General features: G+C 49.1%; 12 protein-coding genes. 3 read left to right on the forward strand and 9 right to left on the reverse strand.

The genetic code is table 11. The features are described 5' to 3' along the window. Positions 1-171 precede the first annotated feature (171 nt). Entirely contained in the window at positions 172-594 is a 423-nt protein-coding gene (locus CLC93_RS16880; RefSeq protein ID WP_095507170.1) for a VOC family protein, read from the forward strand. A 14-nt stretch (positions 595-608) separates the two neighbouring features. On the opposite strand, the gene CLC93_RS16885 is transcribed toward CLC93_RS16880, so the two are convergent. The 5 genes from CLC93_RS16885 to CLC93_RS16905 form a co-directional block, all read right to left on the reverse strand. After that, positions 609-2,846 (reverse strand): putative bifunctional diguanylate cyclase/phosphodiesterase, encoded by a 2,238-nt coding sequence (locus tag CLC93_RS16885; RefSeq protein ID WP_141237420.1) that lies wholly within the window; start codon positions 2,844-2,846, stop codon positions 609-611. Between the two features lie 107 nt (positions 2,847-2,953). Next, a complete protein-coding gene (locus CLC93_RS16890) occupies positions 2,954-3,874 on the reverse strand; it encodes a type 2 periplasmic-binding domain-containing protein (protein ID WP_169903108.1) in 921 nt (306 codons plus the stop codon). 158 nt (positions 3,875-4,032) lie between these two features. Beyond that, positions 4,033-4,713 (reverse strand): ChrR family anti-sigma-E factor, encoded by a 681-nt coding sequence (locus tag CLC93_RS16895; RefSeq protein ID WP_095507173.1) that lies wholly within the window; start codon positions 4,711-4,713, stop codon positions 4,033-4,035. Then, entirely contained in the window at positions 4,706-5,272 is a 567-nt protein-coding gene (locus tag CLC93_RS16900; RefSeq protein WP_095507174.1) for a sigma-70 family RNA polymerase sigma factor, read from the reverse strand. Before CLC93_RS16900 ends, CLC93_RS16895 begins: the two co-directional genes overlap by 8 nt. Before the next feature lie 64 nt (positions 5,273-5,336). Continuing rightward, a complete protein-coding gene (locus CLC93_RS16905; RefSeq protein ID WP_095507175.1) occupies positions 5,337-5,957 on the reverse strand; it encodes a hypothetical protein in 621 nt (206 codons plus the stop codon). 118 nt (positions 5,958-6,075) lie between these two features. On the opposite strand from CLC93_RS16905, the gene CLC93_RS16910 reads away from it, so the two are divergent. Then, positions 6,076-6,591 carry a DUF2878 family protein gene (locus tag CLC93_RS16910; RefSeq protein WP_095507176.1) on the forward strand — a complete coding sequence of 172 codons (516 nt, stop codon included), beginning with the start codon at positions 6,076-6,078 and terminating at the stop codon, positions 6,589-6,591. A 31-nt stretch (positions 6,592-6,622) separates the two neighbouring features. Next, entirely contained in the window at positions 6,623-8,041 is a 1,419-nt protein-coding gene (locus CLC93_RS16915) for a DUF4397 domain-containing protein (protein ID WP_095507177.1), read from the forward strand. Between the two features lie 52 nt (positions 8,042-8,093). On the opposite strand, the gene CLC93_RS16920 is transcribed toward CLC93_RS16915, so the two are convergent. The 4 genes from CLC93_RS16920 to CLC93_RS16935 form a co-directional block, all read right to left on the reverse strand. Further along, entirely contained in the window at positions 8,094-9,632 is a 1,539-nt protein-coding gene (locus CLC93_RS16920) for an AbgT family transporter (RefSeq protein WP_095507178.1), read from the reverse strand. A gap of 126 nt (positions 9,633-9,758) precedes the next feature. Beyond that, positions 9,759-10,292: a cell division protein ZapC gene (locus CLC93_RS16925; protein WP_095507179.1), complete on the reverse strand. Its 534-nt coding sequence runs from the start codon at positions 10,290-10,292 to the stop codon at positions 9,759-9,761. Between the two features lie 206 nt (positions 10,293-10,498). Next, the gene (gene pyrD, locus CLC93_RS16930) at positions 10,499-11,512 is read right to left on the reverse strand and encodes a quinone-dependent dihydroorotate dehydrogenase (RefSeq protein ID WP_095507180.1); all 1,014 of its coding nucleotides are present in this window, start codon (positions 11,510-11,512) and stop codon (positions 10,499-10,501) included. A gap of 65 nt (positions 11,513-11,577) precedes the next feature. Continuing rightward, the gene (locus CLC93_RS16935) at positions 11,578-16,425 is read right to left on the reverse strand and encodes an NAD-glutamate dehydrogenase (protein WP_095507181.1); all 4,848 of its coding nucleotides are present in this window, start codon (positions 16,423-16,425) and stop codon (positions 11,578-11,580) included. Between the last annotated feature and the right edge of the window lie 67 nt (positions 16,426-16,492).

Here is a 16,492-nt window from a genome sequence, read left to right on the forward strand (position 1 = left end):
GTTTGGCACAGGAAAACAGGCAGTCCCCAGTATACCCAGAAGTGAACTTTTGGCTGCTATTTTTCTGTCTAATCCAGACAAATATCACTTGAGAGCTCAATTGCTTAACTGGTAAAAACTCGCTTTCTTACCTTAACTTACAAGAGTGTCATTTTTTGTTTTGGGGAAGTTATGCTGCGCATCGAACACATCAATTTAGTTGTGGAAGACCTAGACAGAGCTTTGCTGTTTTACCGAGCCGCTATGCCACACTGGCGGGTAAGGGGCAAAGGCTCAGATACTTGGCATGGTAAGCCGAGAAACTGGCTGCACTTTGGCGATGATTACCAGTACATCACTCTAAATGACAATGGCGAGGGGAATCCTAGAGATCTCACCGGCCACAGCTCTGGTTTGGCACATTTCGGTATTGTTACCGATAATCTCGACGCGCTCATTGTCAGAGTTACCGAAGCGGGTTTTCCAATCCACAAACCAGGCTCTGATGAACCCCACAGAAACAATGTGTATTTTCTCGACCCGGACGGCGTTGAAGTCGAGTTCAGTCAGTACACTAGCGACTTACCTGAACTGCGAAACTATTATCCAGACTAGCCTGGCCATTCCGGCTAGCTGGCTAAGGCTTTTCCTAAGCTCACTTGTTCGGTCAAATAGGCTTCAAAGGATTCTTGATTGAGAGGCTTTGAAAAATAGAAACCTTGTACCATTTGGCATTCGGTTTGGCGCAGGTATTGGAACTGCTCCTGCGTCTCAACCCCTTCAGCGACCACTTCGAGTTGCTTCCAGCGCGCCAAGGCTAAAATGATGTCGACCACAGGTGGTCGCTCGCCGTCGCCCTTGCCCAATTCGTTGACAAAGCTGCGGTCGATTTTTAGACAGTCCACCGGATAGTCCAACAATTGATTAAAAGCGGTATAGCCAGTACCGTAGTCATCCAGCGACAATCGCACACCTAAGTTTTTGAGCTGTCCCAGCAATTCCATGGATTTTTGCGAAGAGTCCACCATGCTGGTCTCAGTGATCTCGATTTCAACTTTGGAAGGGTCAACCCCAAAGCGATAAATCAGACTACCGACATTGGCAGCAAACAAGTCGTTAGAAAGTTGAGACGCGCTGATATTGATACAAAAGCGTCCCTGATAGCCAAATTCTCTTTGATAGTACACCAAGCGCTCAAGCGCTTGCTCTATCACGTTCAGATCGATCATACGAATCAACCCAGTCGACTCGGCGACCGGAATAAACTCATCTGGTCCTATCCCTTCAGCACTCAGATGTGGGCAACGAAGCAGCACTTCTACAGCCTCTATACGTTGCGTTTGAGTATTTAGGATTGGCATGTACGCCAACTCAAAAGTTTGCAATGCCAAGGTATGATTGAGTTTTTGTTCGATTAATTGGCGTCTATCGAGCGTGTCCGCGATGTCTTGATTAAACAGCTGAACCCGGTTTTTACCCTGATTTTTGGCACGATACATGGCGGCATCTGCGTAGTGTAATAACTTGGAGGCATCTTGGGCGTGTAAGGGGTAGCAGGCGATGCCGATACTGGCTTGTACGTTGTGAGCAATGCCATCAACTCCAAAGCCGTCTTTGAACATGGCTAACACTTGTTGTGCCAACTGCATGATCAAGGCGAAATCGCGAATGTCTTCAACCAATATGGCAAACTCGTCACCGGCGAGTCTAGCGGTACCCTTTGCGGCAATTTTTGGATTTAAGCAGCTTTGCTTTAACGATTGTTCCAAGAGCTTTGAAAACTGAGCTAACAGGCGATCCCCTGACGCATGACCATAGTTGTCATTGACCTGCTTAAAATTGTCTAAATCTATGTAAAGCAACCCAAGTTGGCTATCGTTTTCTGACGCTAGGGCAATACTCTCTCTCAAATACTCGTTAAAAGCCCTACGGTTGGCAAGCCCGGTTAGCGGATCACAGTTGGCTAAGGTCTGTGTGTGGGTCAGCATGTCGATGTAGGCGTTGTTTAAGGTCGCTATCTCGGTGCCATCAGTTTGTACTTTTAGCTCAGATATCGAGTCCTTATTGCGAATGCTCTTTACCAGTTTTTGTATTGGAGACAACACCTTACGAGCAATAAGATACTTGAGAATCGCTATGCTGAAAAAGGCGCAAAATAGCACCACCAGCCCCATCCACCACAGCTTGGGGGCCATGATGTAATTGACCTCGGCATCTAAATCCAAGTAGGTTTTTAAGCGGTAACTGTCCTCAATAATGTTGTGGACCGTATGGCGCCCTTCCTCTTTCTCTAGCTTGGGAAACTCGCCTCCTAGCTTCCACAAGTGCTCGGCTCGAAAACTCGCGTAGATATTACTGAGAGTTTTAAATCTTCTGGCTTTCGGTGAGGGAAAACTTAGCCAAAGTACATAGTAAGGGTGAGTGGTTTGAAACTCGTATTCAGGCAGCTGATAAGGCGAAAAAGCCATCAGTACGATTAATTCATCGCCCTGCTCCATAGGCCTTGCGGTCCCCAAGACATTAGGCGTAGATTCCAAGAAATCGATGTAGCGCTGCACCAAAGCGTTTTTTTCTAGTTCCGCTGGGGTGTTGGGACTTTTTGCAGAATTGGTACTGACCATCTTCTGTGCAGTGTTGCTATAGATCGCTATTTCATCGATTTCTGGCTTTAGGGCGTGATGGCGCTCAAGCAGCTGATAGACAATCCCTAATTGGGTCGGATTCGATGATTTATCCGCCAATCGCTCGACGCTTTCGGTGAGTTCTCGGCTTTGAACCATCATGTTGGCAACGTTCTTCAGTCGTTCAACGGCCTGCGTATAAATGGCATGATGCCCAGCCGTGAACAAAGCCATATTCTGCTTCACTTGACGCTCGGTGAGCTTTCTATACTCCTGAAGCCCCAGAATGCTAAAGCCCAAAAAGACAAATAAAATTGTGGGTGTCAGAATCCACTGTACGCGGCTAACCAAGGTCACTTTGAAAGTACCTCTAGATCATTTAACGATTGCACCCGCTCTTCGATTTGCAGTGCATTTAGGCCAGACACTGAGTAGCGCTGCGTTGATTTTGGAGGGTTAATATTGTTGGGTACGTAGCGAGGTAAGCTTCGCAACAGAGCGGACAAATCGGGAGTGAGCTGCTGCCCCTTTGGAACGACTAAGCACTCATAAAACTCTACGACCCCCTCTTTTGGAGCGACAAACTGCCAATTGTCATCTCCAGATTGGGACTTTAATGACTCAAGCTGATTGGGGTAGCCAATAGTTAGGTTCATCTGCCCTTTTCCCTGGTAGTAAGGCGTGCCGTTAGCCAGCAAACTTGAGCGCGTGTTCTTGAATAGCTCGCGCAATGCTTTGTGTTGGCTCTCCACCTTTGAGTATGGGTGATAGCCCAGGGCCATTAGCCCTGCACTGACCGTATCGTAGCTGTGCAAAGGCAGCACGAGTCGATTGACATAGGCTTCGGGTGGATTAAAAACTTGACGCCAACTGACAATCTCTGGCGCGGCTTCGATGGGGTTAACCAGTATTCCCAAGCGATTAACGACCAAAGGCACGCCATAGACACCACACGCATTGAAACTGTGATTCGCAAGTACCTGTTGGGGCAATGGCTGAAGCAAATCGAGTTCGGCCACTAAGCGCGTCATCAAATGGTCCATAACAAACATTTGATAGTGGGCCAAACGACCACTGACTAACAGTCCGTCTCGTTGGTGTTCGCTAAAATAGTGAATGAACTGTAGATGCGCACGACCCTCGCTAGAAAATCGTTGTGCTATACCGGCTTCATCGACTAGGCCTGGAGCGATTCCAATAGTAATCCTCTGCCCGTCTGCAAAAGAATTACAGTGAAACAACAGCAAAAGTAGAGCGCTCAGCAGGCGAATCAAAACCACACAATCCGGAAGTATTTTTCACCGATTATGCGTAAACTTACACTGGGTGCAAGCACAAACTTAGTGGTCGGATGCTTGCGGTTCAATTCTGAACAGAAGCGGAACAAAAAACGCCTCTGGAGCAGAGGCGTTTGGCTGGGTATTACTGCCGATTATCGGAAAAACAGCTGACTAAAGGGGTTTAATAAGCTAGCAAAACCCGAGGTGAAGTGCAGCGGCGATTGCAGCATGGTCAAACACAAACAGTCCTGACCTGCTTTGGTCGCTGGAGTGTGGGTATGTTGTCCATCTTGAATAATAAAATCACCAGGACCGTACACTCCGGTCTCATCAACGAACTCTCCATCCAGCACTAACGTAATTTCAGTACCGGTATGCGTGTGCTCGGGCAAGCGGCTGTCTTCATCCATATAGATAAAGTTGATTTTCTCAGTGCCACCAGTAGTCACACTAGCTCGCTGAAGCTTGCCTGGCAATCGGCTCCAAGGCCCAATTTTATCGGTGTGGTCAGCTAGCACGCGCGGTAACCGGTACTGCTTACCATTGAGCATCAAAAACTGCGGAGAGTACGCTTGTGGCACCGCTTCCTCCACTGGCATCTCCATGATGGAACTCATCATGTCCGCCAAACCGTCGGGTAGCGATTCTGCCGCCTCAACTTTGGTTTCTACCAGCTCAGCGGCTTGTTGTGCTTCGATGTGTGCAACTCGAGCCTGACACACTGGGCATAGCTCAACGTGTGCACTTATCATAATGCTGTGCGCCGGGCCTAAATCGCCAGTGGAATAAGCCAACAGCAAGCTGTCATCTGGATGGTGGGCTGCTTTAACCATTAAGCGCCTCCTTCATTTTCGTTAACGCCAAACGCAGTCGGCTTTTGACCGTCCCCAAAGGAACCCCAAGAACGTCCGCCACTTCCTGTTGAGACGATCCTTTCAAATACACGAGGTCAACCACCTGTGCTTGTGCTGTTGGCAATGTTTCTATCAACCGCCTCAGCTCTTCGGACACCAGCGCTTCAAACTCTCGCGGCAACTTTTCGTCGTCGCGGGGTTCTTCTAACACTGGCCACAGGTCATCACCCTGAATCCAATCGTTTTGATGCTTTAAACGACGCAGAATGTCAAACTTGGCGTTACGGGCAATGGAATAAATCCAAGTTAGCCCTGCACCTTTACTTTTGTCGTAGAGGTGAGCCTTGGTCCACACCTTGAGCATGGTCTCTTGAACCACGTCCTTTGCCAGCTGCTCGTCGTTCGACTGCTTGCGGACAAAGTTTAGAAGGCGTGGTGCCACGTGAGTAAAGAGTCGTTGGTAACTAGCTTGGCAGCGATCGTTCGCTACCTTAACTACCAAGACGCCGACATCGAGTTCCGTTTCATTAGCTATCATGGATGTTCTAACTTGCTGAATTTTCGCGGTCATATCCATTAGTCTAGCAGTTCGTCTATTACACCTAAACCCTATTACGGACTTGTTTACTATTTAGATCAGCCTTTGCAAGAAATTGATTGAGATACCGAAAAATTAATCCCAAGTCCTCGCTCTTCAATAGGTTTTGCTTTGTTGTTTTGGCCAAAGGCAATATCTCCAGCCAACGCAGACACAGGTCCAATGAAGTTAAGGTCGCGGTCGTATCAATAGTTTCAAAGGGATACTGCAAGGCATAAGCTCGACGCCAATGGATTAGCTCCCGTAACAAAGGCTCCTCCGGAGTTATTGCTTCGGCTTGGTCTTGCCAGCAAGACTTAGCTTCAGCACTGCATCGACGTTTGTTGGCATCGAGCCCGGACAATAAGCCCCACTGCGTGACGTCTAGAGTAACTGTGACATCAGAGCCGCTCAACCAGTCCACTTCTACGACCTCTGCCAAGCTCACCACCTCGCCCTCTTTCGGCGCTGCACACTCATCGACGTCTGCCATAATTAACCAAAGGCGACCGCTTTGCTGAGCATCGCGCATCCACTGGTTAAACAGCAGACCGCTCCCCTTCAAGCGATATCGGCTGCCTGGCAACGGAAATTCCGCTAGTACTTGATAAGGTAAAGTTAATGATTGTTCCAAAGTTTGTGCCATCCCATCATCCTTCATGAGCAAGGTTTGCCCTAAGTACGCGGCAAATTCGAAATTGGATGACTCAAGGCGAGCTATAGTTGATCGAATGACCAATCATTAAGGCAATTAGGGAGTACCCATGTTAGAAAACGACTCGGGCTACGTTCGTGCCAATCCCAAAATCTACCTGAGTGGCGTCACGCTAGCCTGGGCTCTTGCGACTTTGCTGGGGCCTGCGAGTACTTGGTTTATCGCAACCCTACTGTTACTGCTGATTTTCGATGTGGCCCGGCGCAAAGATCAGGAACATTTGGTTATTGCTGCGGGTTACGCCTGCATTGGTACCACACTAGACGCCACGTTAGCCAAGGTGGGTCTTCTTAAATTCGACTATTCACCGATGCCGGTATATCTGATGCTGTTCTGGTTACTCTTGGCCATTTGCCTGCCGTTTGTGATTGCCAAAATGGGGAAATTATTTGGCTTGAGCCTGACGATTGTCGCTCCGTTGAGTTATTGGTACGCCGTCAGCGCCGGATATTTTTCTTTTGGCGTTGAAAGCCTTACCGCCGTTGGGATCCTGGCGCTTTGCTGGTTTGCATTTGGTCAACTTTGCCAACAAATTTTGATCCGATTGAAAAATCCTCACGTTTGATGGTTCAGCCAATTTTGAGGAGGGCTAACCAATGAAAACTAAGTTCACACTTGCCGTATTGTCCGCAGCGCTCATGGTCAGCGCTTGTCATGATGACGACAACAATGATGGCCCGGTGCAGTTGCCGGCCGACACTCCACCGCCGGCGGCTGAAGAAGCCGGTATGAGCTATGTCCGCGTAACCCACGCCAGCGCCGACGCACCCTTAGTGGCTATTGCTGTTAACGGAGCGGTAGTCGAAGGGTTAGAAATGGTCGACTATCAGGTCGGTACCGGATTACTAGAGCTTGAGTCTGCAGCGTACGACATTGCGGTGAACGCCCTCCTAGCTGATGGAACCAGCGCCCCTGTTATTGAAGCCAACCTAGACTTCGCACCAGACATGCAGTACGACATTATTGCATTAAATTATGCTGCCAACATCGAACCTGTGGTTTTGGCGCGTGATGCCATGGGTCCTGGCGACGGCGAGATTCGCCTAGACGTACTGCACGGCCACCCTGATGTGGGTGCGGTGGACATTTACCTGACAACCGCCGAATCAATCGACGCTGAAGGCGCAGCGATTGAGGGCCTAGAATTTAAAATGGATGCCGACGCGCTTCCAGTAACAGTGCCTGCCGACACTTACCGCATTCGAATTGCCCCATCAGGCACCAAAACCGTGGTGTTCGACAGTGGCAACCTGGACTTAGCCGGCGGCTCTGACTTGATGATCACAGCAGTACCCAATACTGACGGTGCTATGACTGCTCCAGTTAACCTACTCGTCGGTGACGGGACCTCGGTAGGCGTGTTGCGCGATGCTAACGAGCAAGCTCGAGTACGAGTGGTACACGCGGTAGACGATGCGCCAGCGGTGGACGTATTGGCCTCCGACACACCAGTCGAAGGTCTGACTATGATTCCGTTTAAAGAATTCCGCAGTATCGATTTACCTGCAGCCAGCTACGATCTCAAGGTTGCCGCTAGCATGGACAACAGCATAGTAGCAATCGATGCACCAGGCGTAGAATTTGGCGCCGGTACCACCACCAGTATCTACGCGGTCGGTAAGCTAAACAGCATTACAGACAACACCATCGAGCCTTTGGTAATTGCTGAAGACCTGCGCTCAGTAGCGCTGTATGCCAAGCTGCGAGTGGTGCACGCCAGCCCCACAGCCGGCAGCCTTGGTCTAGTGGACATCCACGCCAGTGCCGATGGTAACTTTAGCGCGGACACTAAGGTGCTCGAAGGCGTAGACTTTAAGGGCAACGCGACGCTGAACGTTCCAGCGGGTACCTACTACCTAGGCGTAATCTTGCAGTCTGATGACACCTTCACTCCAGCAGTGAGTGCCATGGCAACCGTTGAAAACGGCGGCGTCTACTCAGTAGTCGCGACCGACGACTTCGATAACGGCCTATTGCTAAACGTTGACTACATGAAGATGATGGAAGAGATGTAACAGACTTCTTTCTGCCTACAAAAAACCCGCGTAATCGCGGGTTTTTCTTTTATTACATACCGTACAGGTAACTCGATTGAATGCCCAACGGAATGCCCAACGACCAATACAAGAGCAAGAAGGCAGACCAACACACCAACAAGGTCAAACTAATCGGCAGCATCAAAGCTATCAAGGTACCAATACCAGTGTTCTTCACGTAGCGCTGGCAATAAACCACCACCAGTGGGAAGTAAGGCATCAGTGGAGTAATAATATTCGACGCCGAGTCGCCCACTCGATAACCCGCTTGAGTCAAATCTGGACTGATGTTGAGTTGCATCAACATGGGCACCAGAATCGGGCCGATTAAGGCCCATTTAGCCGACGCTGAGCCGACAAATAGATTCACAAAAGCGGTCAGGAAAATCATTCCAACAATGGTAACGCCCGGTGCCAAACCGAGCTCACGCAAGTTGTCTGCGCCTTTTACCGCCAATAAGGCACCGAGGTTAGATTGGCCAAACGCGGCGATAAACAAAGCACAGAAAAACGCCATGACGATGTAATAGCTCATACCGTTCATCGACTTGGTCATTGCGGCTATCACGTCACCTGATTTTTCAAAGGTACCGACCATATAGCCAAACACCACACCAGGAATGACAAACAGTAGGAAAATCAGTGGCACAATGGATTGCATCAAAGGTGCGGAGAAGTCCGCTAAGTTTCCGCTTTCTGAACGGAGCGGACTGGTTTCTGGGGCGCTGACCACAGCTAGCAGTACTAATCCAGCCAACATCACTAGGCTTGAGATGCGAAAAGCCGACGATTCTTTGGCGGTTAATTCGCCAAACTGGGGGATTTGCTCTGGGTCGCCATCCACAGGCGTTTGCTGCAGACGCGGCTCAATCAATTTATCGATGAGCAACCACACCAACACGGTAATCAACAAGCTTGAGGCTGATGCGAAGAACCAGTTGTTAAGCGGGTTAACTTGAATACTTGGATCGACAATTTGCGCAGCGGTTTGGGTAAAGCTCTGCAACAGTGGGTCAATCGCCGATGGAATAAAGTTGGCGCTAAAGCCCCCACTAACGCCGGCAAAAGCTGCGGCAATACCGGCTAGAGGATGACGCCCGGCTGCGTAGAAAATAACGCCCGCCAGCGGAATTACCAATACATAGCCAGCATCGGTCGCGGTATGACTGACAATAGCTACCAGCACAATAACTGGGGTCAACAAGCTCTTAGGTGTTATTTTGAGCATGGATTTAAGCGCGGCATTAATGTAGCCACTGTGCTCAGCCACCCCCACGCCCAACATAGCAACCAATACCACGCCCAGAGGGGCAAATCCGGTAAAGGTAGTGACCATGTTAGCCATAAACTCAGCCAGCTTGTCACCGGTTAACAAGTTAACTATGGTAATCGGGTCGCCGGTTCTAGGGTCGATTTCAGTAAAAGATACGCCCGAAAGCACCCAAGACAACACCCATACAAACATCAAAGCCCACAAAAACAAAATAGCGGGATCCGGTAGTTTATTACCAAGAACTTCGATTCGGTTAAGAATACGCATCACCGCGGACGGAGAGCTAGTTTCAGACATACGGTCTACTCGCTTGAAGTTAGAATTATCAATAAGTTCTTGCTAATAGTAGCGATTGCTGAAGTGTTTGTAGAGTGCCAAGGACACAAAAAAGCCCGCTAAGCGGGCTAAAAAAGGACGATTTGATTACGCAGCGACCGTTTGACTTTGACTGCGAGGAAGCGGCTGCAAGCGATTGTTCATCACTTTGATGACCTCAAACTGCTGCAACGACTTTTTGTGGTTCAGTTCTAGCTGAGGCGATAACAGCATCACCAGTGAGGCTTGAATCCCAGCGTCAACCACAACAGCGAGCGCCTTGCCCTGCTCCGTTTTCAATTGAAAACACTTGCCGACTTCGCTGTATACCAACTGACTACTCTCGGCGAAAAACCAAGACTTAGGCATTTGAGGTTGAAGCATGAAGTGTGCGGCGGTGGCGTTGAGGGCCATTTGTACTTTAGCGGCGTCCGATGCCCGTACTTTGGCGATACGCTCGATAAACTTTTGGTAGAAGGCCGCGTGATGAGCATCAAACATGGCGGTTCCGAGGGCGTCAGGAATCAACACCTTGTTGTGATATGGCGTGGCAAATTCCAACTCATCACCCAACGACAGCATGAGCAATTGTCGCTGTTCATTATATTGCCATTGCCAACTTCCATTCGGCACTAATAACATAATGTGGTCTCGGTATTATTCGAAAAGTTTATTTATTGTTACATTGCATACTAGAACATAATTTAAGCAATTACAAAGAAATATTTAAAAAAGGTGCGCTTAATCATATTGAGAAAAATAGATCTTATTTTAGATCTAAAATAATAAAAAAGGATCGCAAAATTAAGTTTGCGATCCTTTTTAGATCCGATTTTTAATTATTTAGATCAATTAAGCTCTTTGGTAATATTTGCTATTAATTCAGGGCCTTCGTAGATAAATCCAGTATACAACTGCACGATACTCGCCCCTGCTTGGATCTTATCCTTTGCGTCTTGAGCACTGTGGATCCCACCAACACCTATGATTGGGATCTCCCCTTTCAATGCTTTGTGCAATTTTTCGATCACTACAGTTGAAGAAGAAGTCAGCGGCTTACCGCTCAAGCCACCCGCTTCGGTGTGCTCGGGAAGGTGTTTAACTGCTTCGCGGTCTAAAGTGGTGTTAGTCGCAATAGCGCCATCAATTTTGTTTTTCAGCAAACACTCGGCAATGCTCTCAATTTCTTCGTCGCTTAAGTCTGGAGCAATCTTTAATGCCAAAGGCACATATTTATTGTGCTTGGCTTCTAATTCCAATTGTTTGTTCTTAAGTGTTTGTAGTAGTTCGTCCAATAATTCACCATATTGAAGACTACGTAAACCGGGAGTATTTGGCGACGAAATATTGACCGCAATATAATCGGCCACATCGTACACTTTATCCATACAGATCAAATAATCGTCTTTACCATTCTCTACTGGCGTGTCTTTATTCTTACCAATGTTGACACCGATAACCGCTTCACGCTTCGACGCCTTAATATTGGCAACCAGGTTGTCGACACCTTTGTTATTAAAACCCATGCGATTAATGATCGCTTTAGCAGGTTTTAGACGAAAACTGCGTGGTTTGTCATTACCCGGCTGAGGACGAGGTGTCACAGTGCCTACCTCAATATGACCAAAACCCATGGCGGCAAACGCATCAATCGCTTCGCCGTCCTTATCCATTCCGGCGGCCAAACCCACTGGGTTTGGAAAGGTCACACCCATCACTTCAAAAGGCTTAGATTCGATGCGCTGCTTGTACAAGCAATTGAAAGGTGTGGTACCTGTAAGGCGCAAATTGGTCATCGCGAAGTTATGCGCAGTTTCAGCATCCATTTGAAACATGAATTTTTGCGCTAATTTGTAGAACATCTTGGTAAGTCCCCAGCAATAAAAAAGCCCCGGAAAACTCCGAGGCTTTTAACTAATAATTCGGTTTAGCTCTGCTCATCACAATGTTGGATTAGCAGCACTAGTTCGCGTAAAGCCACAGAGAATTTTGCAAACTCATGACTTGATGATGTACGGAAGTCCGCCAACATGCTGAACCAGCGATTCAGCACTAGCTGGTGTTGCTCAAGGAAGTGGTGAATGATGCTATCCGCTTCACACACACCACCTGGGCAATTTCTCAGTACCACCAGAGTCAAAGAGCGTTGCTGCCAATCCAACTCTTCGCGGAATGCAGCACGTGCCAAGGCTTGCCAATGGTTGCCCACTTCTTGGGCATTAATCTCAGACAAGAACCAGTGCAAATCGATTGCAGCGCCTAGCTTAAAGTAAGTTTCACTCACCAAGCTAACCGGTTTACCATCGGCTTCGCAGATTTGAGCCACATCCAAGCTACTAAACAGTGTGCTCAAGTATGCAATATTGTGCGCCAGTGGTTGTGGAACCCCCTGTTGCATGTACAGGCTAGCATTGCTGTCCAACTCGACTTTTTCGTCGGCTACCATGTACTCGCCAGCGTGCTCTTTTAGCTCCAGATATACTGGGCGGTAGAACGCGATGGTCTGCTCAATAGTCAATGCGCGGTTTCGACGGCGCAGGAACCAACGACAGGCGCGACGAACGTTTCGGCGCAGCTCGTACAGCATTCGGTTCTGTACATCGGCGGACACAACGCCATTCAATTCAACGATCTGTTGAGTGACTTGACGCATGCCAAACACCTCGGCGGCGATAGCATAGCATATCGCAACCTCGGAAACTGCCGCTCCGGTCTCATCTTGCAATCGCTGAATGAAATTTAGCCCCATGTCATTGACCATGTTATTGGCCAGGCTGGTGGCAATGATTTCACCGCGCAGTGGATGTTGCGCAATTTGAGCCTGATACTCTTGCTGTAGCGTCTGTGGGAAGTACTCCACCGACAAGCGACCTAAGAACTCGTCACCTGTGATTTCATCAACCACTAGATCTTCTTTCAGCACCATTTTGGCGTAGGCAAACAGCACGGATAGCTCTGGGCGAGTCAGGGTTTGCCCGGTTGCGCTGCGCTCGTGTAGCTCTTCGTCGTTAGGCAAGAATTCCAACTGACGGTCGAGTTTGCCTTCTCGCTCCAAGTACTGGATAAAGCGAATTTGCTCTTTGAGCTGACGCGCACCTTGGGCTTGAGTGACCGATATGGCACGAGTCTGATCGTTACAATCTGTCAGTACAATATCTGCGACTTCGTCGGTCATTTGCTCAAGCAACAGGTTGCGCTGTTTGACGGTTAAGTCACCCGCATCCACCAAACCGTTCAGTAGAATCTTGATGTTTACTTCGTTGTCCGAGCAATCCACACCACCGACGTTATCGATAAAGTCGGTGTTGATACGACCGCCATTGGCAGCGAATTCGATGCGGCCCAATTGGGTCAGACCCAAGTTACCGCCCTCGCCCACGACGCGACAGTTAAGCTCGTTGCCGTTAACGCGCAGTACGTCGTTGGCGCGATCGCCGACATCCGCATGAGTCTCGCTACGAGCTTTAACATAGGTACCAATACCACCGTTCCACAACAGGTCGAACTCCATGGTCAGTAACTTTTGAATCAGCGCATTAGGCGTCATGCTGGTTTCGCCGGTGTTCAACATTTGCTGAATCTCAGGGGTCAGCTTGATGGACTTAGCTGAACGCTTAAAGACCCCACCGCCTTTAGAGATGAGCTTGGCGTCGTAGTCTTCCCAAGAGCTGCGCGGCAGTTCAAACAAACGCTTGCGCTCGTCCCAGCTGCTAGCGGCGTCTGGATTCGGGTCGATAAAGATGTGCATGTGGTTAAATGCAGCCTGCAAGCGAATGTGCTTAGACAGCAGCATACCGTTTCCAAATACGTCACCGCCCATGTCGCCAATGGCCACACAAGTGAAATCTGTGGTTTGGCAATCGATGCCCATTTCCCAGAAGTGGCGTTTCACCGACTCCCAACCACCGCGAGCGGTAATGCCCATTTTCTTGTGGTCGTAACCGTTAGAACCACCTGAAGCAAAGGCATCACCCAACCAGTGGCCGTACTCTTCGGAAATCTCGTTTGCGATATCAGAGAAAGTGGCGGTTCCTTTGTCCGCAGCCACTACCAAATAAGGGTCGTCTTCGTCGTGACGCACCACTTGTTTTGGCGGCACGATTTGGCCTTGGCTAATGTTATCTGTGATATCCAGCAAAGCGCGAATAAAGATGCGGTAACACTCTTGGCCTTCTTTAAAGAAGGCATCGCGACCGCCTTCGGTTGGCAGTTGTTTACAAACGAAGCCACCTTTTGCACCCACTGGCACAATAACCGTGTTCTTAACCTGCTGGGCTTTCACCAAGCCCAAGACTTCGGTACGGAAGTCTTCGCGACGGTCTGACCAACGCAAGCCACCTCGAGCGACCTTGCCACCGCGCAAGTGAACCCCTTCAACTCGCGGCGAATAAACAAAGATCTCGAACTTAGGCATTGGCAGCGGCATTTCTGGAATTTGCTCTGGGGCAAACTTAAACGAAATGTAGCTCTTGGCTGTGCCCTGCTCGCTATCTTGGTAAAAGTTGGTACGCAGCGTGGCGTAAATCAGGTCCAGGTAACGACGAATGATGCGGTCGTGGTCTAGGCTCGCCACGTCTTCAAGCTTAAGCTCGACTTGGTTGATCAATTTAACCAAAGTACGGGTCTTAAGTTTCGGATTGAACTTGCGGCTGAACATGTTCACCAGCAAGCCGGCAAAATGCGGATAGCTGGCAAAGGCTTCTTCGATGTAAGACTGCGAGAAAGTCGCATCGATTTGGCGCATGTACTTAGCGTAACCACGCAAAATAGAAACTTCGCGACCGGTAAGACCTGCGGCCAATACCAGACGGTTAAAGCCATCATTTTCCAGCTCGTTGTTCCAAACGTTTAGCATGGCTTCTTGGAAGCGCTCATGACTATCGGCTAGCGCCTCTGATGGCACGCCTACCGCTGTCATCAAGAAGTCGAGGATCCAGTATGTGGCTCCTTCTTCTGTGGTGATTTCGTACGGACGCTCGTTGATCACGCGCAAGCCAAAGTTCTCCAACATCGGCATTACGTCCGACAAATGAATTGGCTCATCTTTGTGGAATAGCTTCAAACGCACTCGCTGTTGATTGTGCGCGTCTTCTTGCGGCTGATAAAACAGCATGCCCAACTTGTGGCTATCGTCCAAACGCTCAAGCTGTTCGATATCAACTACAGAGGATGATGGCAGGACTTCTTCTTTGTAGCTGCGAGGGAACGAATGGGCATAGCGAGCCGCCAATTCACGGCCGCGCTCTTCGCCAAAGCTCTCGTGCAAAGCCACGTCCAGCTTATCTTCCCATTGGCGAGCGGCTTCAATTAGATTGGATTCAATTTGCTTCACGTCGATGTCCATATTGTTATTATCCACCTTCACCAAATAGTGGGTGCGCGCGAGAGTCGATTCTGAGAAATAGGTGGTGAATTCCACCGGTTCCTTGGTCTCAAAGTAATCGGCCAGCACTTTTTGGGTATCGATACGCAATTTGGTGTTATAGCGCTCTTTAGAGACGTACACCATGCAAGACAGGAAACGTCCAAAGCAGTCACGACGAACAAAGATCTTCAGCTTGTCGCGGTCTTGCATTTGCAGCACGCCATTGGCAATTTTGCCCAGGTCTTCTTCCTTACCCTGAATGATTTCATCCCTTGGGTAGGTTTCTAAAATGTGCAGCAAGGCCTTGTAGTCATGGCTGTTAGGCGTTAAGCCAGAACGGTCCATGATGCGCTGCACCTTGTTGCTCAAGAATGGGATTTCGCGAGTTGAGCGGTTGTACAGGTTTGAGGCGTACAAGCCAATAAAGCGGTCCTCACCAACGACATTGCCTTTCTTGTCAAAGCGCTTCACACCCAGGTAATCAATGTGGGCTGGACGGTGAACTCGACTCTTCGAGTTACTCTTAGTCAGAATCAACAGGCTGTCGTTCAGGGCCTCTTTGCGAGCACTCGCTGGCACGCTCGACAGTAGCAAGCTGTGCTTAGAGGTAGTCGAGCTGCGCTTCATCAGACCCAGGCTTGAGTCCATGTTTGCGACTAACTCGAGATCACCCTTCACTTTTTTCAAGTCATAGCTGCGATAGCCCAGTAAGGTAAAGTGGTGGTCTTTTAGGTAACTTAAGAAATCGATGGCTTCAGACTTAAGCTCGGCATCGCCTGGATACGGCGCTTTTGGCAAGGCATCAATAATCTCGCCCAGCTTTTCGGTCATTGGCTCCCAATCGTTTACTGCAAACTGCACGTCTTGGCTGACCGACTCGATTTCGCGCTCAAGCGCTTTAATCTCTTCTGGCTTGCTTAAGCGATCAATTTCAATCAGGAAAATTGCAACAGCATCGCCGCTGTTCTCGTCCTGGTCTATGTACTTAACCGAGGTGATCTTGTCTTTGTCATCACGGGTTACACGCATTGGCGTGTGCAGCGACACGTGAGCCGTATAGCCTAAGCGATTGAGTAGCATGGCAACGCTATCGGTCAAAAACGGCATGTCCGGCTGAATGATTTCTACCACTGTGTGGTTCGACTGCCACCCGTGCTTGGTTTGCTGGGGGTTGAACACACGAATGAAGCTGCCACCGCGCTCCAAGGCATTCAACTGATTCCAAAGACTTAAGCCTGCGCCGTACAAATCGCTGTCGTTGCGATCTTGTAGGTCATCTTCTGGCATGTGCTCGTATAAAGTGGAGACAAAACTTTCGACCAATTCGGCCGAGGATTCGGGGAGTTTTGAGCGGATCAGCTTGACGACATTCTCTAACAAAACCGAGGGCTTTGCATGGTTTCGTGGCATGGGGGGTTCCTTCAGCTGTTTTCTTGTTTTATTAATGGTTAGTAGCGTGAGCCAGCTCACGCCCTAA

It is taken from the genome of Paraferrimonas sedimenticola, assembly GCF_002282855.1.
Classification (GTDB): domain Bacteria; phylum Pseudomonadota; class Gammaproteobacteria; order Enterobacterales; family Shewanellaceae; genus Paraferrimonas; species Paraferrimonas sedimenticola.